The sequence below is a fragment of the Cereibacter changlensis JA139 genome (assembly GCF_003034985.1).
In the GTDB taxonomy this organism is placed as follows: domain Bacteria; phylum Pseudomonadota; class Alphaproteobacteria; order Rhodobacterales; family Rhodobacteraceae; genus Cereibacter; species Cereibacter changlensis.
Genome location: NZ_PZKG01000012.1, coordinates 19,700 through 36,550, shown reverse-complemented (window position 1 = coordinate 36,550; position 16,851 = coordinate 19,700). Strand labels below are relative to the sequence as shown.

The 16,851-nt window shown below is 69.3% G+C and carries 20 protein-coding genes; 9 read left to right on the top strand and 11 right to left on the bottom strand.

Translation table 11 applies throughout. From position 1 onward, the window contains the following. The first annotated feature begins 2 nt into the window (after positions 1 to 2). The 4 genes from flgG to C5F48_RS04540 are packed head-to-tail and all read left to right on the top strand — an operon-like array spanning position 3 to position 2,414. Complete coding sequence (flgG, locus tag C5F48_RS04555) at positions 3 to 788, top strand: flagellar basal-body rod protein FlgG (protein WP_107662723.1); 786 nt, start codon at positions 3 to 5, stop codon at positions 786 to 788. After that, positions 788 to 1,207 carry a flagellar basal body P-ring formation chaperone FlgA gene (gene flgA / locus C5F48_RS04550; RefSeq protein WP_107662749.1) on the top strand — a complete coding sequence of 140 codons (420 nt, stop codon included), beginning with the start codon at positions 788 to 790 and terminating at the stop codon, positions 1,205 to 1,207. The genes flgG and flgA overlap by 1 nt, the downstream gene beginning before the upstream one ends. An 11-nt stretch (positions 1,208 to 1,218) precedes the next feature. Further along, complete coding sequence (gene flgH, locus C5F48_RS04545) at positions 1,219 to 1,938, top strand: flagellar basal body L-ring protein FlgH (protein ID WP_107662722.1); 720 nt, start codon at positions 1,219 to 1,221, stop codon at positions 1,936 to 1,938. 2 nt (positions 1,939 to 1,940) lie between these two features. Continuing rightward, positions 1,941 to 2,414, top strand: coding sequence for a flagellar basal body-associated FliL family protein (locus C5F48_RS04540; protein WP_107662721.1), 474 nt, complete (start codon positions 1,941 to 1,943; stop codon positions 2,412 to 2,414). 3 nt (positions 2,415 to 2,417) lie between these two features. Here the strand turns inward: C5F48_RS04540 and C5F48_RS04535 are convergent, their stop codons facing one another. From C5F48_RS04535 to C5F48_RS04490, 10 genes are all read right to left on the bottom strand, one after another. Further along, complete coding sequence (locus tag C5F48_RS04535; protein WP_107662720.1) at positions 2,418 to 2,747, bottom strand: hypothetical protein; 330 nt, start codon at positions 2,745 to 2,747, stop codon at positions 2,418 to 2,420. Further along, positions 2,744 to 3,823: an EscU/YscU/HrcU family type III secretion system export apparatus switch protein gene (locus C5F48_RS04530; RefSeq protein WP_107662719.1), complete on the bottom strand. Its 1,080-nt coding sequence runs from the start codon at positions 3,821 to 3,823 to the stop codon at positions 2,744 to 2,746. The genes C5F48_RS04535 and C5F48_RS04530 overlap by 4 nt, the downstream gene beginning before the upstream one ends. Next, positions 3,820 to 4,575 (bottom strand): flagellar biosynthetic protein FliR, encoded by a 756-nt coding sequence (locus C5F48_RS04525; protein ID WP_107662718.1) that lies wholly within the window; start codon positions 4,573 to 4,575, stop codon positions 3,820 to 3,822. The genes C5F48_RS04530 and C5F48_RS04525 overlap by 4 nt, the downstream gene beginning before the upstream one ends. Further along, positions 4,572 to 6,647 carry a flagellar biosynthesis protein FlhA gene (locus C5F48_RS04520; protein WP_107662717.1) on the bottom strand — a complete coding sequence of 692 codons (2,076 nt, stop codon included), beginning with the start codon at positions 6,645 to 6,647 and terminating at the stop codon, positions 4,572 to 4,574. The genes C5F48_RS04525 and C5F48_RS04520 overlap by 4 nt, the downstream gene beginning before the upstream one ends. 1 nt (position 6,648) lies before the next feature. Continuing rightward, positions 6,649 to 7,332, bottom strand: coding sequence for a lysozyme family protein (locus tag C5F48_RS04515; RefSeq protein ID WP_245941230.1), 684 nt, complete (start codon positions 7,330 to 7,332; stop codon positions 6,649 to 6,651). A 76-nt stretch (positions 7,333 to 7,408) separates the two neighbouring features. Next, positions 7,409 to 9,574 carry a hypothetical protein gene (locus tag C5F48_RS04510; RefSeq protein ID WP_107662716.1) on the bottom strand — a complete coding sequence of 722 codons (2,166 nt, stop codon included), beginning with the start codon at positions 9,572 to 9,574 and terminating at the stop codon, positions 7,409 to 7,411. Continuing rightward, positions 9,571 to 10,440 carry a flagellar motor stator protein MotA gene (gene motA / locus C5F48_RS04505; RefSeq protein ID WP_107662747.1) on the bottom strand — a complete coding sequence of 290 codons (870 nt, stop codon included), beginning with the start codon at positions 10,438 to 10,440 and terminating at the stop codon, positions 9,571 to 9,573. Before motA ends, C5F48_RS04510 begins: the two co-directional genes overlap by 4 nt. A gap of 61 nt (positions 10,441 to 10,501) precedes the next feature. Further along, positions 10,502 to 11,047, bottom strand: coding sequence for a MotE family protein (locus C5F48_RS04500; protein WP_107662715.1), 546 nt, complete (start codon positions 11,045 to 11,047; stop codon positions 10,502 to 10,504). After that, positions 11,044 to 11,418 (bottom strand): hypothetical protein, encoded by a 375-nt coding sequence (locus tag C5F48_RS04495; RefSeq protein ID WP_107662714.1) that lies wholly within the window; start codon positions 11,416 to 11,418, stop codon positions 11,044 to 11,046. The genes C5F48_RS04500 and C5F48_RS04495 overlap by 4 nt, the downstream gene beginning before the upstream one ends. A gap of 9 nt (positions 11,419 to 11,427) precedes the next feature. Further along, positions 11,428 to 11,907: a flagellar basal body-associated FliL family protein gene (locus tag C5F48_RS04490; RefSeq protein WP_107662713.1), complete on the bottom strand. Its 480-nt coding sequence runs from the start codon at positions 11,905 to 11,907 to the stop codon at positions 11,428 to 11,430. Between the two features lie 117 nt (positions 11,908 to 12,024). On the opposite strand from C5F48_RS04490, the gene fliF reads away from it, so the two are divergent. From fliF to C5F48_RS04465, 5 genes are all read left to right on the top strand, one after another. Next, on the top strand, positions 12,025 to 13,626 hold the full coding sequence (fliF, locus tag C5F48_RS04485) for a flagellar basal-body MS-ring/collar protein FliF (protein ID WP_107662712.1): 1,602 nt from the start codon (positions 12,025 to 12,027) through the stop codon (positions 13,624 to 13,626). Next, positions 13,627 to 14,217: a FliH/SctL family protein gene (locus C5F48_RS04480; RefSeq protein WP_107662711.1), complete on the top strand. Its 591-nt coding sequence runs from the start codon at positions 13,627 to 13,629 to the stop codon at positions 14,215 to 14,217. Beyond that, positions 14,210 to 14,476, top strand: coding sequence for a FliM/FliN family flagellar motor switch protein (locus C5F48_RS04475; protein ID WP_107662710.1), 267 nt, complete (start codon positions 14,210 to 14,212; stop codon positions 14,474 to 14,476). Before C5F48_RS04480 ends, C5F48_RS04475 begins: the two co-directional genes overlap by 8 nt. Next, positions 14,476 to 15,192, top strand: coding sequence for a flagellar type III secretion system pore protein FliP (fliP, locus tag C5F48_RS04470; protein ID WP_107662709.1), 717 nt, complete (start codon positions 14,476 to 14,478; stop codon positions 15,190 to 15,192). The genes C5F48_RS04475 and fliP overlap by 1 nt, the downstream gene beginning before the upstream one ends. 126 nt (positions 15,193 to 15,318) lie before the next feature. Beyond that, positions 15,319 to 15,534, top strand: a complete 216-nt coding sequence (locus C5F48_RS04465; RefSeq protein ID WP_107662746.1) for a DUF1127 domain-containing protein — start codon at positions 15,319 to 15,321, stop codon at positions 15,532 to 15,534. Positions 15,535 to 15,557: 23 nt separating this feature from the next. Here C5F48_RS04465 and rlmN read toward each other — a convergent pair whose 3' ends face one another. After that, positions 15,558 to 16,736, bottom strand: a complete 1,179-nt coding sequence (gene rlmN / locus C5F48_RS04460) for a dual-specificity RNA methyltransferase RlmN (protein ID WP_107662708.1) — start codon at positions 16,734 to 16,736, stop codon at positions 15,558 to 15,560. Positions 16,737 to 16,851 lie beyond the last annotated feature (115 nt).

The window sequence follows — 16,851 nt, the reverse complement described above, 5'->3', positions numbered from 1 at the left end:
CGATGAAAGCCCTGCAGATCGCGGCAAGCGGGATGAGCGCGCAGCAGACGCGCGTCGACGTGATCGCGAACAACCTCGCCAACATGTCGACCACCGGCTATAATGCCCGCCGCGCCGACTTCGCCGACCTGCATTATCAACAACTTGCCCGTCCAGGCACGGTGACCGCCGAGGATGGCCGCATGCTGCCGACCGGCATCCAGCTCGGGCTGGGGGTGCGGCCCTCCTCGGTTTCGGTGGTGCTGGCGCAGGGGTCGCTGGCGCAGACCAACGGCGATCTCGACGTCGCGATCGAGGGGCGCGGCTATCTCGAGGCGACGCTGCCCTCCGGCGCCGCCGCCTTCACCCGCGACGGCGCGCTGAAGCGCAGCGCAGAAGGGCTGATCGTCACCTCCGACGGGCATGAGGTGGCCCCGGGCATCACCATTCCCGGCGATGCCAGCAGCCTGGCGATCAACGCCGCCGGCGAGGTATACGCTTATTTCGGCGATCAGCTGCAGCCGCAGCTGTTGGGCCAACTCTCGCTCAGTTCCTTCGCCAATGAGAAGGGGCTGGAGGCGATCGGGTCCAACCTGTTCATCGAGTCGCCGGCTTCCGGCCCGCCCGTCGCCGGAACCGCCGGGCTGGACGGGCTGGGTACCTTCCGGCAGGGCTACCTCGAGGAAAGCTCGGTGGATTCGGTCCGCGAAGTGACCGAGCTGATCAAGGCGCAGCGCGGCTACGAGCTGAACGCCAAGGTGATCACCGCGGTCGACCAGATGCTGGCCGCCACCACGCAGGTGAAATGATGCGACTGCTCCTGCTGTTCCTGCTGCTGCCCTGTGTCGCCGGCGCCGACAGCCTGGTCGCCACCCGGACGCTCCGGCCGCAGAGCATCCTCGGCCCCACCGATATCGCGGTGACGAAGGACAGCCTGCCCGGCGTGCTGGCCGATCCGGCGGAGGCGCTGGGGCGCGAGGTCCGGGTGGCGCTCTATGCCGGTCGGCCGATCCGGGCCGCCGACCTTGGACCGCCGGCCATCATCGACCGCAATCAGCGCGTCGCCTTGTCCTATGTCGAAGGCGGCCTCGCCATCACCGCCGAGGGCCGGGCGCTGGGCCGGGGCGGTGTCGGCGATGTCATCCGCGTGATGAATCTCTCCTCGCGCGCCACCGTCTCCGGCCGCATCGACCCGGACGGGGTGGTGCGCGTCGGCCCCTCCCGCTGAAGGACGCGAGCATGCGCCGCCTCATCCTGACCCTGCTGCTGCTGCCTGCCTGCACCCGGCTGGAGGAGGTCGGCAAGGCTCCCGGCTTCTCGCCGCTGGAGGGCAGCTACCAGCACCATGCCATGTACTCCCGGCCGCTGCCCCAAAGCACCATTCTCTCCGGGCCGACCGACGCCTCCTCGCTCTGGACGGGAGGCACGACCTCGCTGCTCGGCGACCGGCGGGCCGGGCAGCGAGGGGATATTCTCACCGTGGTGATCGAGATCGACGACAAGGCGGAGATTTCCAATTCCAGCGGCCGCAGCCGCTCGGGGACCGAGACGATGGGCATTCCCTCGCTGCTCGGCATTCCGCAGCGGCTCGACCGGCGGCTGCCGGAGGGGGCGACCATGGCCGAGGCGGTGGATACCAGCTCCAGCTCGGACTTTTCCGGCGACGGTTCGGTGAAGCGCAAGGAGAAGCTGACGCTGCGGGTGGCGGCGACGGTGGTCGAGGAACTTCCGAACGGCGTGCTGCGGATCGAAGGGCAACAGGAGGTGCGGGTGAATTTCGAGCTGCGCGAGCTGATCGTGACCGGCTATGTCCGCCCCACCGACATCTCGCGGCAGAACGAGATCACCTATGACAAGATCGCCGGGGCGCGGGTCTCCTATGGCGGGCGCGGCCAGATCACCGATATGCAGCAACCCCGGCTCGGCCAGCAGGTCGCCGACATCCTGCTGCCGTTCTGACCATGGGCAAGATCCTTCCCCTCCTGCTGGTGCTTCTTGGGCTTGGCGCCGGCGCCGGGGCCGGCCTGATGCTGCGCCCGGCCCCCGACCCCGCCGAAGCCCATGCCGAGGGCGAGGCTCCTCCGGAAAAGGTCGAGCTGCCGCCGGAGCAGCAGCCGGATTACGTCAAGCTGAACAACCAGTTCATCGTGCCGGTGGTGGAGGAGGGCCGCGTCGCCTCGATGGTGATCCTGTCGCTCAGCCTTGAGGTGACGACGGGTGGCTCGGAAAAGGTCTACGCGGTCGAGCCGAAACTGCGCGATTCGATGCTGCAGGTGCTGTTCGACCATGCCAACAACGGCGGCTTCCGCGGCTCCTTCACCGATGGATCCAACCTCGTGCTGCTGCGCAAGGCCTTGCTGGAGGTGGGGCAGTCGGTTCTGGGCGAGATGGTCTCGGACGTGCTGATCGTCGACATCATGCGGCAGGACAGCTGAGGCTCAGCGCAGCCGGTTGCGCAGCAACCGCAAGGCCTCGGTCTTGCCGAAGGCCTGCCGCGCCGCGGCCTGCGCCTTCATCCAGTCCACGGTCTGCCGGGCGAGCAGCAGGTCGATCTCGGCGCGCCGCGCCTCGGCCCAGCGTTGATAGCGCAGCTCGGTCTGCGCTGCCGTCACCGGATCGAGGTCTTCCGCCGGGCGCATCGCCAAGGCTTCGAGCTGTTCCAGGCTGCGCCGCCGCGCCTCGGCGGCGCGGTGCAGCTCGGCGAGCTTCACCTCCAGCAGCAGCTTCCCGATCTCTTCCAGCCGGGCGATCCGGGCGCGAGAGGTCATCGGTCGCGCCGGCGCTTGCGCCGCATCGCCTCGGCGAAGCGGATCGCCGCGGCGACGGCGCGGTAATGCTCGGGCAGGATCTCCTGGCCGAGCTTCACCGAGGCATGGAGCGCCCGGGCCGTCGCCGGATCATGGTGCAGCGGCACCCCCGCCTCGGCCGCGGCTTCGCGGATGCGCAGCGCGATCTCGTCGACGCCCTTGGCGAGGCAGACCGGCGCCCGCCGCTGGCCTCGCGTCCATTTCAGCGCCACGGCGTAATGGGTCGGGTTCACCACGACCACATCGGCCTGGGCGACCTGGGTCAGCATCCGGTTGGTGGCGATGTCGTAGCCGCGACGGCGGCACTGCGCCTTCATCTGCGGGTCGCCCTCGGCGCCCTTCATTTCCTCCATCAGGTCCTGGCGCGACATGCGGTTGCGGCGCAGATGCTCCAGCGCCTGCCAGAGGTAATCGATCCCGCCGATCACCGCCGAGAGGATCACGATGACCAGCATGAATTGCAGCAGCATCCGCATCAGCGCGGCCATGGCGAGACCGGGGTCGAGATAGAGCGTGCCGAGGATCTCGTCGCCATGCCGGGCCAGGTGGAGGCCGAGCAGGCCCGAGATCAGCAGGAGCTTCACGAAGGTCTTGCCGAACTCGAACAACCCCTGCCGCCCGAACCGCCCCTTCAGCCCCTCGACCGGCGAGAGCCGGGACAGCTTCGGCAGGAGGTTCTCGCCGGTGAAAAGCAGCGCATTCTGCGCGAAAAGCGCCGCGAACGCGGCCAGCGCCGGCAGCAGGAACAGCGGCGCCACGGCCGCGGCATAAGTCAGCAGCACCCCGGAGAGCGCCGCTGCCCCGCCCGCTCCGAAGTTCGGGGCCAGCCGGTCGGCTTGGGAAAGCAGGGTCATGCCTGCCTCGCCCGCCTGCCGCAGGGAACTGGCGCCGAAGGCCGAGGCGGCGAGCAGCAGCCCGGCATAACCGGCTGCAGCCGCGAGATCGGGCGAGCGGGCAATCTGGCCCTTGTTGCGCGCATCTTCCAGCCGCTTCTGCGAGGGATCGTGCTGCTTCTCGCCCGCCGCCTCCTCGGTCATTGGAACGGCGCGGCGAGGAAGGCGTTCAACGCCTCGATCCAGATCGCGAGGCCGAGCGGGGTGACCACCGCCAGCAGGGCGAGCCCGCCGAGGGTCAGGGCGGGGGCCCCGACGAAGGCGACCATCAGCTGCGGCATGGCGCGGTTGATCACGCCGAGTGCGATGTTGAAGATCAGCGAGGCCGCCACGAAGGGTGCAGCGAGGCTGAAGGCGAGCGAGAAGGCCCGGGTCACCTGATGCAGGCCCCAATCAGCGAGGTCGGCCGTGCCCGGCAGCACGCCCAGCGGCAGCATGTCATAGGAGAGGATGAGAAGTTCCGCGACGCGGACATGCAACCCGGCGATCACGGCGAGGGCGAGACCGGCGGAGATCAGCAGGTTGCCGATGGCCGGCTGCGGCTCCGGCGCGGCTCCGGCGAAGAGTTGCGACAGCGAGCTCGCCTGCGCCGCCACGGCGCCGGCCATCTGCAGGGCGATCACGAAAAGCCGCAGCCCGATGCCGAGCGAGAGGCCGATCACGACTTCGGCGGCGAGCGGCAGCAGGCCCTGTGCCGGCGGCGGGGCAGCGACGGCGGGGGCGACGATCAGGGTGAAGCCGAGCGCCAGCACGAGGCGGATCCGCTGCGGCACGGACTGCTCGCCGAAGGCCGGCAGCAGGCTCATCACTGCCCCTATCCGCAGGAAGACCAGCAGGCTGGCCCAGAACAGCTGCTCGGTCAGGCCGGTCAGCGGGGCAAGGACCGCCGGAGTCATGCCGGGACCAGCCCGACCATCGAGGGCCGCGCCTCGGTGCCGATCTCCTCGTAGGACAGCACCGGGGCGGGCAGGTTGCGCGCTGTCATCACGGTGCGCAGGAAGCGGCGGCGCAGGGTCGAGGTGACCAGCGCCGGATAGGCGCCGGCTTCGGCGGCGCGGTTCAGCCGTTCGGCGATGGCATTGGCGAGACGACTGAAGGCCTCGGGCGGCAGCGCGACATCGCGCAGCCCGCGGTCGCCATCGATCTGATGCGCCGCGAAGGTCTTCTCCCATTCCGGCGCCAGCTGGATCAGCGGGATGGTGCCATCCTCTCGCTTCAACTCGGCGACGAGTTGGAAGCCGAGCCGCTGGCGCACATGCTCGCAGACCAGTTCCGCAGCGCCGAGCCCGCGCGATTCTGCGATCGCCTCGAGGATCAGTGGCAGGTTGCGGATCGAGACCCGCTCATCGAGCAGCAGGCGCAGCACGGTCAGCAGCAGGTCGATCGGCACCTTGTCGGGCACCAGCTCGTCCAGCAGGCGGCGGTTGCTTTCCGCCCGGGCGCGGTCGGTTAGGTTGGTGAATTCATCCAGCAGCCGCCGCAGCCCTTTCAGCGTCAGCAGCCGCGCCAGATTGGATTTCATCACTTCGAGAAGATGCGTGGCGAGCACCTCGGCGGGCGACACCACTGTGAGCCCGGCCAGCGCGGCATCCTCCTGATGGTCGGGCAGGATCCAGCGGGCCGGCGCGCCATAGACCGGCTCGCGCACGTCGATGCCGGGCGGGGCAGCGACTCCCTCGGTCAGCAGCACCAGCACCCGTTCCGGCATCAACCGGTCCCGCACCCGCTCCACCCCCTGCAGGCGGATCCGATAGGTGCCGGGCGGCAGCATCACCTCGTCGGTCAACCGGATCTCCGGCAGGATCAGGCCGTAGGCGCTGGCGACATGGGTACGCATGTTGGAAATGCGCGAATCGAGCCCGGTGGCGGGATCGAGCACCATGGCGACGAGGTTCGGCGCGAATTCGATATGGATGTCATCGAAATCCAGCACGTCGCCCAAGGGGCGCTGGCGCGGCAGCTCCGGCGTCGCCGGTTGCGCCGGCGAGGGTGCGGGGGTGCGGTAGCCGGCAATCGCGAGGCCGCCGAGCGTGACCGCGGCGAGGATAAAGGGCAGGAAGGGCATGCCCGGCACCAGGGCAAAGGCCGACATCAGCGCGGCGACGGTGGCGAGCGCGCCGGGGTAGGCGCCGAGTTGGTGGAAGAAGGAGATGTCCGCCGCCCCGGTCGCCCCGCCCCGCGCCAGCAGGAGGGCGGCGGCGATGGAAATGATCACCGCGGGAATTTGGCTGACCAGGCCGTCACCCACGGTGAGGATGGCGTAGGTCTCGAAGGCGGCGCCGACCGGCATGCCGTGCAGCGTCACCCCGACGATCAGGCCGACGAGGATGTTCAGCCCGGTGATGAGCAGGCCGGCGATCGCGTCGCCCTTCACGAATTTCGACACCCCGTCGAGCGAGCCGAAGAAATTGGTCTCCGCCAGTTCGCGCTCGCGTCGTCGCTTGGCCTCGGCATGGTCGATCGCCCCGGCCGCCATGTCGCTGTCGATCGCCAGCTGCTTGCCCGGCATGCCGTCCAGCGCGAAGCGGGCCCCGACCTCCGCCATCCGGCCCGCACCCTTGGTGATCACCAGGAAGTTCACGATCAGCAGGACGCAGAAGATCACCACGCCCAGGAGCACGCTGCCATTCATGATGAAGCTGGCGAACCCCTCGATCACATGGCCGGCTGCCTGGGTGCCGGTGTGCCCCTGACCGATGATCAGCTTGGTGGAGGAGATGTTCAACGACAGCCGCAGCATCAGCGAGGCCAGCAGGATCATCGGGAAGGCCGAAAAATCCAGCGGGCGCTCGATGAACAGCGTGACGGTGAAGACCAGGATCGCCAAGGCGAAGGATAGCGCCAGGCCCAGGTCGAGCACCCAAGCCGGAACCGGCAGCACCATCATCACGATGATCGCCATCAGGGCGAGGGCGAGGAGCACCGTCGGCTGGAACAGCCCGTCGCGGCTGAAGGGGCTTCCCGCCATATCAATACCCGATCAAAGGCAGCGACGCACCGTGAGCCACCGGCACCACCGACCCGCCGGAGCCCGTTGCGCCGGGCTGGAGCAAGGGGAAACCGGTGCTGGCCGGCAGGTGCGAGGATGGAGTTCCTTTACCGAGATCGGCCAGGATCCTGTCGAACCGCGCACGGTAGGTTTCGGCCCGATCTGCGACGGCCGAATGATAGGCTCCCGCCGCTCGACTCCAATCCTCCGCCCCGGCGTCGAGGGTCTGGAGAAACCGGGCGGCGTAGAGCGCGTTCGCATCGGGATCAAACATCTCGCGGAGGGAGCTGAAATGCTCCCCATGCCAGCGGTAATTGATCTGGAAACAGCCGACGTCGAAGCTGTCCTGCCCGGATAGCAACGTCTCCGAGGCAAAATGTTCGGCCTCGGCGCGGGTGGCGAACCAGTGTCCCTCACCCGCGACATTGATTGTCCAGGGCCAGGGCCGCAGCTCCGGCCCCAGGGATCGCCCGGTTTCTGTCAGGGCGAGGGAGTGCAGCACGGCGACTGGCACCTCCGTCTGCCGCGCGGCGCGGAACGCCGCGGCTTCGCAGAGGCCGGGGGGATCCGCCGAGCGCGCCATCGCCGACACGGCGGTGGCGAGCATCAGAAGGAAGAGCGCCAGCCGGAACCGGCTCGTACATGTCTTTTCCAGGACGATCATCCGGGATTCTCCCTCCTCCGGTTTCCGACCGGCTGCGTCAGTCTACAGTCGGGACCTTTCCAAGCCGTAAGCGCGATCAGGGAGCTGCGGCCGGGACCTGCTGTAGCAGCGCTGCCAGCGCCTCGCGCGCTGCGGCGCTCCCGGCCAGCACGGCGCGCCCACGCGCCAGGGGACCTGCGGGCTCCGTCGTCCCGGCGGCTGCGTCGGGAGAGGCCACGGGCAGAGCCGGATCCTGCTCCGGGGCCAGAAGCCCGGCTGCGGCCTTCCAGGCTTCATCGTCGGTCCGCGCGATCGCAAGCCAGTCTTCGGCGCGGCGCGACGCCCGGAGTTGCCCGAGCGAATCGCCGGCCTCGCCGAAGGCGGTAGCTGCGGTTGCCATGTCGCCCAATTGCAGCGCCGCCTGACCACGCAGAGCCGCGGCCTCGGCTGAACCGAGATCGCCAAGCGATTGCAGCGCCGCCTGCCCGTCCTTCTGCTTCAGGGCCACCCGTGCGGCCAGCAACTGGTCGGCCTCGCTCCCGGCGGGTCCAAGCCATCGCGCTGCCGCTGGGGCCAAGCCGAGGTCGGACAGACGCGTCGCGATCTTCCGGCGCACCGCGACCGGCAGGTCGGGCAGTGCTGCGTCCTCCGGCAGGACTGCCAGGCTCAGCAGGCTTCCGTCGCCGCCTCTGTCGGCCAGCATCTGCCAAAGCAGGGCGTCTTCAGCTCCGGGGGCCAGCAAGGCAAAGGCGGCGTCGATCTCGCCGGAGGCCGCCAAGGCTCGCCGATGCGCACTTTCGATGCGGCGCTCATCCGCAGCGCCGCGGTTTTCCTTCAGCAGCGCCGCGAGAGCGGTGACCGTCTGCGGCGAGACCTCGGCGCCTGCCGAGATCTGCTGCTCGGCCATGGCAAGAAGCGCCTCGGGGCCGGCGGGTCCGGCTTCGGCGGCGAGGATGGTCAGCGCTTGCTCCCCTGCTTCGGCATCGCCTTCCGCGATCTCCAGCTTGGCCTGCATGATGGCGACCTGAGGGCCCGGCGCGCCGGGGGCACGGGCGATCGCGTCCCGCAGGCCGCGCGCGGTGGCGATATCGCCGCTGTCGAGGAAGATCTGCGCCAGACGCGGACCGAGATGTCGCCGCAGATGCGGTGGCAGGGCCGAGAAGGCGCGCTGAATCGCGGCGACCTGCGGCGGATCGCCGGAGGCCGGATTCGCCAGGACCGCCCAGAGCGCCGCCGCCGTATCGCAGGTCGCCATGCCGCGCAGCACCTCGGGCGCTCCGGCCTCCCCGTCGAGAATGGCGGCGAGCGCTTCCCAGAGCGGTCTTTCGGCATCCTCGACCGCGAAACTGCGAAGGATCTGCTGCGCCTCGGCCCCGAAGCCGAGATGGAGGGCGTAGCGCACCGCACGCCGCACCGCTTCGGGATCGGGACGGTCGAACTCGCCGGTCAGCCCGCCGGTCACGGTCGAGATTGATTCCGCGACTGAACTGTCGGTCCCCCAGCTGCCGAGATCCAGCCTGTCGTCGGCGATGCAATCGACTCCGCTGCCGGTCAACTGATCAGGCGGACGCTCGCTGGTCTGCGGCGCAAAGCCGGGGGTCTCGCCGATGCGGACCTGGGGCAGCGACCCGGGTGTTTCAATGGAATCGGCTTCGGGAGGCGGAACCGATGGGGCGATCTCGACGGCACCGGCGGCGGCTCCTCTGCTGAGCTGTTCCAGCAGCGACTGGCGCATCAGGCTGAGCGCCGGATCCTCGAGCGGAAGCTCGGCAGCGGGCGCGGGCGGCTTCGGCTCGCGCCAGTTGTAGTCATAGACGGGCGGCGGAACTGGAGGCTGCGGCGCCGGTGTGACATCGGCCACCGCCGGAACAGGGTCGGGCTGATACGCGATTTCGAAAGGCGAATCGGCGGGAGGAGGACCATCGGTCAGGTCGATCACCAGGACGCCGGGCCGGATCTCCTGCGCGCGGGCGTGGCAGCGACAGCCCAGCCGCAGGTTCAGGTTGCCTGTCTCCGGGTCCGGCGAGATCGCCGCCAGCCGATTGCGGCGGATCTTGTCATAGATCCTGCGCAGATCGAAGCGGACGTCGCCGGGCGTGATCCGCAGTATATAGCCATCGGCGCTGCGGCGCAGTTGCCACTGCTCCAGGCCCGGGTCCTCGACCACGACGCGGGTGAAGCCGGAATGTTCGCCGCTGCGCAGGGCCGCGTCGCGGGCCGCCGCGGGCGAGGCGAGCAGCAGCAGGAGCGCGAGCCACCTCATGCTGCCTCCTGCTTCAGCGCGCGCAGCGCCTCTTCGAGGTCGGTGAAGCTGGGCCGGACGTTGTGCGGTGTGTTCTGCCGCCCCACCTCGATGCACATGTTGGCCGGGTGGTTGTGCAGGTTGGCCACCAGCACCTCGCGGATGAGGTTGTAGAAATGCGCGTCCTCCTCGACCACCGCCTTCACCCGCGTCGCGAAGGGGCCGACGATGCCATAGGCGAGGAAGACGCCGAGGAAGGTGCCGACTAGCGCGCCGCCGATCATCTTGCCGAGGATCTCCGGCGGCTGGTCGATCGAGCCCATGGTCTTGATCACCCCGAGCACGGCGGCGACGATGCCGAGGGCGGGGAGCGCATCGGCCATGCTCTGTAGCGCGTGGCTGGAATGCAGCGCGTGGGTCTGGGCCTTGTCGACCCGCTTGTCGAGCACCTCCTCGACCTGATGCGGATCGTCGTAGTTCATCGAGGCGGCCCGCAGCGTGTCGCAGATCAGCTCGATCGCCTCGTGGTCGTGCTTGATCTTCTGGTAGCGGGCAAAGACCGAGGATTCCTCGGGGTTCTCGATGTGCTCCTCCAGCCCCACCGGGTTGACGCGGGCGATGCGGATCAGCTCGAACAGCAGGCAGAGCAGGTCGCGGTAGTCGGCGGGCTTCCATTGCGGCCCCTTGAAGACCTTGCCGACATCCTTCAGCGCCTGCTTGACCGAGGCCCCGTCGTTGGACAGCAGGAAGGCCCCGACCGCCGCGCCGCCGATCATGATCATCTCGAAGGGCAGCGCCTTCATGATGATGCCGAGCTTGCCGCCGGCCAGCACGTAGCCGCCGAACACCATGATGAAGATCACGGCAATCCCGATTATCCCGATCATCTTCGTCTCCTGCGGCGCCCTGCCGGGGCACAGCATCGCCGCGCCGGGTTAAGAAACCTGCTCATTCCTTGGGGACCAGCGCATTGCGGCCGGCGAGCAGCACGCTGATGCTGTAGGCGGCCTCCGCGCTCATGCCGGAGAGCACGGCGGCGGCGGAGTCAGGCCGCATCCGACCGATGAATCCGGCGGCGAATTCCGGGGCCATGGCCTCGAACAGCGCAGCGGCGTCCTTGGGTTTCATGGTCTCGTAAACCGATGTCAGCCGGGTCAGGTCGCCCTCGGAGGCACCATCGGCCCGGGCTAGGGTCTCCGACAGGGCGGCCTCGGCCGCGGCCAGTTCGGCCAGCTTGGCGTCGATGGCCTGGCCCGCCAGCGCCAACGCCGCCTTGCGTTCTTCCAGCGCCGCCTCCTCGGCCGCCAGCTGCTCTTCACGCTGGCGGAGCGCCTCCGCCAGGGCGGCGGGCGGCTCCGGGCAGTCCGGCCCAGTGCTGGGGGCCGGCGCGTCGGGTGCGCGGGCGAGGGCGACGCCGACCTCGGCCCCGATGCGCAGCGCGCCGGAGGAGGCGAGCAGCAGGGCGAGGATCGCGACCGCGCCGCGTCGTCTCATGGCTCGGCCTCCGCCACCTCGCGCCGCCGTCGCACAAAGCGCAGCCGCCGCTCCGCCTCGTCCTCGGGGCGGGGGGCCGGGCGCGATTCGGGGAGGTCGTGCAGCGAGGCCAGCATCAGCTCCAGCCGCGCCGACGCCGCCTCGGCCCGCAGGGTCAGCGCCTCCAGCGTCGTGGCGGAGCCGGTCGCGGCCCCGCGCGCCCGATCCAGCGCCTTGGTCATGTCGTCGACCTGGGCCGAGAGCACCGCTATGGCCCCGCCCATGCCGCCCTCCAGCGTCGAGAAGCGTCGCAGCCGCTGCCCCAGCACATAGCAGTAGATCGAGGCGCTGAAGGCCCCGGCGGCCATGAGGATATCGGCGATCAGTTCCATGCGCAGCTCCTAGTTCAGCACGAATTCGGTGATCAGCAGGTCGCGCACCCGCCCTTCGCCGGTCACGATCTGGATCCGGCGCAGCATCTGGGCGCGCAGGCTGACCAGCGCCGCCGGATCCTCCAGCCGGGCGACCTCGACCGCGCGGAGATAGCCGTTCAGCACGTCGAGGATGCGCGGCAGCAGCAGCGTCACCTCGGCGACATGCGGTTTCTCGACCTCCAGCTGCGCGGTGAAGCGCAGGTGCGACATCGCGGAGCCGCTGCCGAGGCTGATCACCAGTGGATCGATCGGCACGAAGGACAGGTCGGGCAATGGCGAGACCTCGGGCTCGGCGGCATGATCCTCGGCCGGCGCCAGAATCAGCCCCGACCAGGTGGCGTAGAAGCCGCCGGCGCCCAGCAGCAGCGCCAGCACCGCGCCGATGATCAGCGGCAGCTTCGACCGCTTTTTCGGGGCTTCGTCCTGCGCATTGTCGACGGCGTCCATGATCGTCTCCAGCTCTGCCGTCCGATCTATAGACCCGTTCCTCCTAACCGATTCTTAAGCCCGATCCGGCATTTCTGGGGAGAGCCGGGGCAGAAGCCCCCCGTTCGGAGAGGCCGCGTGCAAAATCTGCTTTCGCTCTGGAATGCCATGGACGCCCGGCGGCGCGTGATCGTGCTCGGGGCGACTCTGGCGATGTTCCTGGCGGTTCTCGGCCTGTCGCGCATGGCGAGTGCGCCGTCGATGGCGCTGCTCTACGCCGGTCTCGACAGCGCGGCGGCGGGGGAGGTGGTGACGGCGCTGGAACAGCAGCAGGTGCCGTTCGAGATTCGGGGCAACGCGATCTACGTCGATGGCGCGCGGCGCGACGAGCTGCGGATGACGCTGGCGGGGCAGGGGCTGCCGGCGGCGGGCGCGGCGGGATACGAGCTTCTGGACGGGCTTTCGGGCTTCGGCACCACCTCGCAGATGTTCGATGCGGCCTATCTGCGCGCCAAGGAGGGGGAGCTTGCCCGGACGATCCTCGCCAGCCCGCAGATCCGGGCGGCGCGGGTGCATATCGCCCAGGCCCCGTCGCAGCCCTTCCGCCGCGACGAACGGCCGACGGCCAGCGTGACCGTCACCAGCGCCGGCGGCAGCGTGAGCCAGGCGCAGGCCCGGGCCTTCAAGCATCTGGTGGCGGCGGCGGTCTCGGGAATGCTGCCGGCGGATGTGGCGGTGGTCGACAGCGTCGGTGGCCTCGTACGGCTCGGCGAGGAGGTGGAGCCGGGCGGCGACGTCCCGGACCGGGCGGAGGCGCTGCGCCGCAATGTCGAGCGGTTGCTGGCGGCGCGGGTCGGGCCCGGCCGCGCCGTGGTCGAGGTCAGCCTCGACGTGGAGACCGAGCGCGAATCGATCGTCGAGCAGACCTACGACCCGCAGGGCCGGGTGCCGATTTCGTCGGAGACGCAGGAGCGCAGCAGTTCGGCCACCCAGCCGGCTCCCGGCGTCACGGTCGCCTCGAACCTGCCGCAGGGCGATGCGGCGGCGGGGGGCGAGGGCAAGAGCAGCAGCAGCGAGACGCGCGAGACGGTGAATTTCGAGGTGTCGCAGACCCAGCGCGAGGTGCTGCGCCAGCCGGGGGCGATCCGCCGGCTCAGCGTCGCGGTGCTGGTCGACGGGGTGAAGACGACGGCGGAGGACGGCACGGTCAGCTGGGCGCCGCGCCCGGAGGAGGAGCTTGCCGTGCTGCGCGATCTGGTCGCCTCGGCGGTGGGGCTGGACGAGGAGCGGGGCGACAAGCTGACACTGCGCTCGCTCGCCTTCGAACCGCTGCCGGAGGAGGGCACCGCGGCAAGCCCGGGGCTGCTCGACGCCATGGGGGGCATCAACCTGATGTCGGTGCTGCAACTTGCGGTGCTGGCGCTGGTCGCGCTGATCCTCGGGCTCTTCGTGCTGCGCCCGCTGCTGACCGGCGCGGCGCGGGGGGCATCCGACCTGCCGGCGCTGCCGCCGCCCTCCGGGGCGGGCTTCGCGGACGGGGAGGGCGACTCCGGGCGGGTGCTGACCGGCGAGATCGACGACGAGCCGGACCTGCCGGCCTTCCCGATGATGTCGGGCGGCGGGATGGAGATGGAGGATGACAACGATCCGGTGGCGCGGCTGCGGCGGCTGATCGAGGAGCGCCAGACGGAATCGGTGGAGATCCTGCGCGGCTGGATGGAACTGGAACGGGAGAAATAGATGGCGGCGCTGCAACTCGAGGTGTTCGAGACCGGGGATCCGCGGGCGGAGGCCGCGCCGGTTGATGCCGCCGCGGAGGAGACGCGGCTGGCCGCCTATGAGCAGGGCTACGGCGCGGGCTGGGAAGACGCGATGGCGGCGCAGGCGGCGGATCAGGCGCGGCTGAAGGCGGATCTGGGGCGCAACCTGCAGGCGCTGGGCTTCACCTTCCACGAGGCGCGGGTGCATGTGCTGCGGGCGGTGGAGCCGCTGCTGGTCGAGGTCGCGACCCATCTGCTGCCGGCGCTGGCCCGCGAGGCCTTGGCCCCGCTGGTGCTCGAGGTGCTGATGCCGCTGGCGGAGGAGATGGCGGAGCGGCCGCTGACCCTCGTCCTCAACCCGGCGGCGCGGCCGGCCGTCGAGGCGCTGCTGGGCGAGGCGACCGGCCTGCCGCTGACCCTCGTCGAGGAGCCGACGCTGGGCGAGGGCCAGGTGCATCTGCGGATCGGCGACACCGAAACGCGGATCGACCTCGACCGCGCCATTGCCGACATCGCCGCCGCCCTGCGCGGCTTCTTCGATCCGACCGAACTGGAGCGTCGCCATGGATGACACCGACCCCAATCCCTTCAGCCAGGTGCCGATCGAGATCACCATCTCGGTCGGCAAGGCCCGGCCGCAGGTCCGCGACCTGTTGCGGCTGCAGCGCGACGCGGTGCTGGCGCTGGACCGGCGGGTCGACGACCCGGTGGAGCTCTTCGTCGGCGACCGGTTGATCGCCCGGGGCGAGCTGACCGAGCTGGAGGGCGATCAGGCCGGGCAACTGGCGGTGCGGCTGACCGAGGTGGCCAATCTGCGGGGCGGGCTGTGATGCGCCGGCTGCTGCTGGCCCTGGTGCTTTTCGGCCTCGCCGGCCCGGCGCTGGCTCAGGGTCTGCCCTTCGATTTCGGCGACGACGGCTCGCTCACTACCCGAAGCCTGCAGCTTCTGGTGCTGATCACCCTGCTCAGCCTCGTGCCGGGCCTTGCGGTCACCGTCACCTGCTTTCCCTTCATCGTCACCGTGCTGTCGATCCTGCGCCAGGCCATCGGCCTGCAGCAGTCGCCGCCGAACATGCTGATCGTCAGCCTGGCGCTGTTCCTCACCTGGTACGTGATGGACCCGGTGTTCACCGAGGCCTGGACCCGCGGGGTGGCGCCGCTCGGCCGCAACGAGCTGGAGTTCGAGGCGGCGCTGCCGCTGATCCTCGGGCCGTTCCGCGGCTTCATGGCTGGGCGGATCGACCTCGACACCTTCGCGACGCTGCAGGCGCTGCGACCGGGTGAGACCGGGCCGCCGCTGCAGGCACCGCTGTCGCTGCTGGTGCCCTCCTTCCTGCTGTCGGAGATCCAGCGCGCCTTCGAGATCGGCTTCCTGGTCTTCCTGCCCTTCCTCATCATCGACCTGGTGGTCGCCGCGGTGCTGATGTCGATGGGGATGATGATGGTGCCGCCGGCCATCGTCTCGATGCCGTTCAAGCTGGCCTTTTTCGTGGTGGCCGATGGCTGGAGCCTGATCTCGGGCGCACTGGTGCGCGGCTATCTGTGACAGTTGTGCGGGGGCAAGCCATGCGTTCGCCGCATTGCGGCATTCCCGCATCGTCTGATGAAACGAGGCGGTTTACCGCCTATTTTCAGGGAGCAAAAGAAGTTCAGCCAGAGAAAGATGAAGACCATGGCCTATGCCAATTCGCTCCCGCTCCGCCCGTTCAGCCTGTTCGAGGCGATCCGCGCGGCCTTCGCCATCGACCCGCAGGTCGCCCGCCGCAACAGCGCCTACCGTCAGGTCTGCAACGAGCTGAACGCCCTGTCCGACCGTGATCTCGCCGACATCGGCATCTGCCGCGGCCAGATCGAAGACATCGCCGCCGAAGCCGCCGCGCGCGCCTGATCCTTCTGCCGCAGTGAGGCCGGTTACAATCCGGCCTCTGCGGCAATCTCGGCGCGCGACTTGCGCGACCGTTCCGTCGCCGACTTCAGCTGACCGCAGGCCGCCATGATGTCTTCCCCGCGCGGCGTCCGGATCGGCGAGGCATAACCCGCCTTGTAGATGATGTCGGCAAAGGCGGCGATCCGCTCCGGCTCCGAGCGCTGATAGGGCGCCCCCGGCCACTCGTTGAACGGGATCAGGTTGATCTTCGCCGGAATTCCCGCGATCAGCTTGACCAGCCGCTTCGCATCCGCGTCGCTGTCGTTCACCCCGCGCAGCATCACATATTCGAAGGTGATCCGCTCGGAGTTCGACAGCCGCGGATAGTCGCGCAGCGCATCCAGCAACGTCTTGATATTCCACCGCTTGTTGATCGGCACCAGCCGGTCGCGCACCTCGTCGGTCGTGGCGTGGAACGACACGGCCAGAAGGCAGCCGATCTCTTCGGCGGTGCGCGCGATCTCCGGCACCACGCCCGAGGTCGACAGCGTGATCCGGCGGCGCGACAGGGTCAGCCCCTCACCGTCCATCACCACCTTCATCGCGTCGCGCACATTCTCGAAATTGTAGAGCGGCTCGCCCATGCCCATCAGCACGAGGTTCGACACCAGCCGCGTCTCGTCCTTTGGTGCGCCGCGTTCCGGCCATTCGCCCAGATCGTCGCGCGCCAGCATCAGCTGGCCGACGATCTCGCCCGCGGTCAGGTTGCGCACCAGCTTCTGCGTGCCGGTATGGCAGAAGGAGCAGGTCAGCGTGCAGCCGACCTGGCTCGAGACGCAGAGCGTGCCGCGGCCTTCCTCGGGGATGTAGACCGTCTCGACCTCATGCCCGCCGGCGATTCGCACCAGATATTTGCGGGTGCCATCGGCGCTGATCTGGCGGGTGACCACCTCGGGCAGCTCGATGGTGAAATGCTCGGCCAGGAAGGCGCGGTAGTCCTTGGCGAGATTGGTCATCCCGGCGAAATCGCGCAGCCCCCAGTGGTAGACCCACTGCCAGACCTGCCCGACGCGCATCTTGGCCTGCCGTTCCTCGGTGCCCGCCGCGATCAGCGCCGCGTGCAGCTGGTCGCGGGTGAGACCGACGATATTGATCTTCCCGCCCGTGGGCAGCTTGCGCGGCAGGGTCAGCACGTCTTGCGTGATTGGGGCGGTAACGGTCATGGCGTCCTCGGGATGGGCAAGGCGATGTATATAAGGGAGTAGCGGCCGAAACGGAACCGTCAAGCGCGACGGAAATGCAAAACGCCCCGGCAGAGGCCGGGGCGGGAAGGCTGCG

Bases quoted from the DNA above. Each gene is read 5' to 3' on its own strand.
- C5F48_RS04540 (WP_107662721.1), top strand. From the start codon at position 1,941: ATGGGCAAGATCCTTCCCCTCCTGCTGGTGCTTCTTGGGCTTGGCGCC.
- C5F48_RS04500 (WP_107662715.1), bottom strand. From the start codon at position 11,047: ATGAGACGACGCGGCGCGGTCGCGATCCTCGCCCTGCTGCTCGCCTCC.
- C5F48_RS04515 (WP_245941230.1), bottom strand. From the start codon at position 7,332: ATGATCGTCCTGGAAAAGACATGTACGAGCCGGTTCCGGCTGGCGCTC.
- C5F48_RS04495 (WP_107662714.1), bottom strand. From the start codon at position 11,418: ATGGAACTGATCGCCGATATCCTCATGGCCGCCGGGGCCTTCAGCGCC.
- C5F48_RS04525 (WP_107662718.1), bottom strand. From the start codon at position 4,575: ATGACTCCGGCGGTCCTTGCCCCGCTGACCGGCCTGACCGAGCAGCTG.
- C5F48_RS04490 (WP_107662713.1), bottom strand. From the start codon at position 11,907: ATGGACGCCGTCGACAATGCGCAGGACGAAGCCCCGAAAAAGCGGTCG.
- flgH (WP_107662722.1), top strand. From the start codon at position 1,219: ATGCGCCGCCTCATCCTGACCCTGCTGCTGCTGCCTGCCTGCACCCGG.
- C5F48_RS04535 (WP_107662720.1), bottom strand. From the start codon at position 2,747: ATGACCTCTCGCGCCCGGATCGCCCGGCTGGAAGAGATCGGGAAGCTG.
- C5F48_RS04475 (WP_107662710.1), top strand. From the start codon at position 14,210: ATGGATGACACCGACCCCAATCCCTTCAGCCAGGTGCCGATCGAGATC.
- C5F48_RS04465 (WP_107662746.1), top strand. From the start codon at position 15,319: ATGGCCTATGCCAATTCGCTCCCGCTCCGCCCGTTCAGCCTGTTCGAG.
- C5F48_RS04480 (WP_107662711.1), top strand. From the start codon at position 13,627: ATGGCGGCGCTGCAACTCGAGGTGTTCGAGACCGGGGATCCGCGGGCG.
- fliP (WP_107662709.1), top strand. From the start codon at position 14,476: ATGCGCCGGCTGCTGCTGGCCCTGGTGCTTTTCGGCCTCGCCGGCCCG.
- C5F48_RS04530 (WP_107662719.1), bottom strand. From the start codon at position 3,823: ATGACCGAGGAGGCGGCGGGCGAGAAGCAGCACGATCCCTCGCAGAAG.
- flgA (WP_107662749.1), top strand. From the start codon at position 788: ATGCGACTGCTCCTGCTGTTCCTGCTGCTGCCCTGTGTCGCCGGCGCC.
- motA (WP_107662747.1), bottom strand. From the start codon at position 10,440: ATGATCGGGATAATCGGGATTGCCGTGATCTTCATCATGGTGTTCGGC.
- C5F48_RS04520 (WP_107662717.1), bottom strand. From the start codon at position 6,647: ATGGCGGGAAGCCCCTTCAGCCGCGACGGGCTGTTCCAGCCGACGGTG.
- rlmN (WP_107662708.1), bottom strand. From the start codon at position 16,736: ATGACCGTTACCGCCCCAATCACGCAAGACGTGCTGACCCTGCCGCGC.
- flgG (WP_107662723.1), top strand. From the start codon at position 3: ATGAAAGCCCTGCAGATCGCGGCAAGCGGGATGAGCGCGCAGCAGACG.
- C5F48_RS04510 (WP_107662716.1), bottom strand. From the start codon at position 9,574: ATGAGGTGGCTCGCGCTCCTGCTGCTGCTCGCCTCGCCCGCGGCGGCC.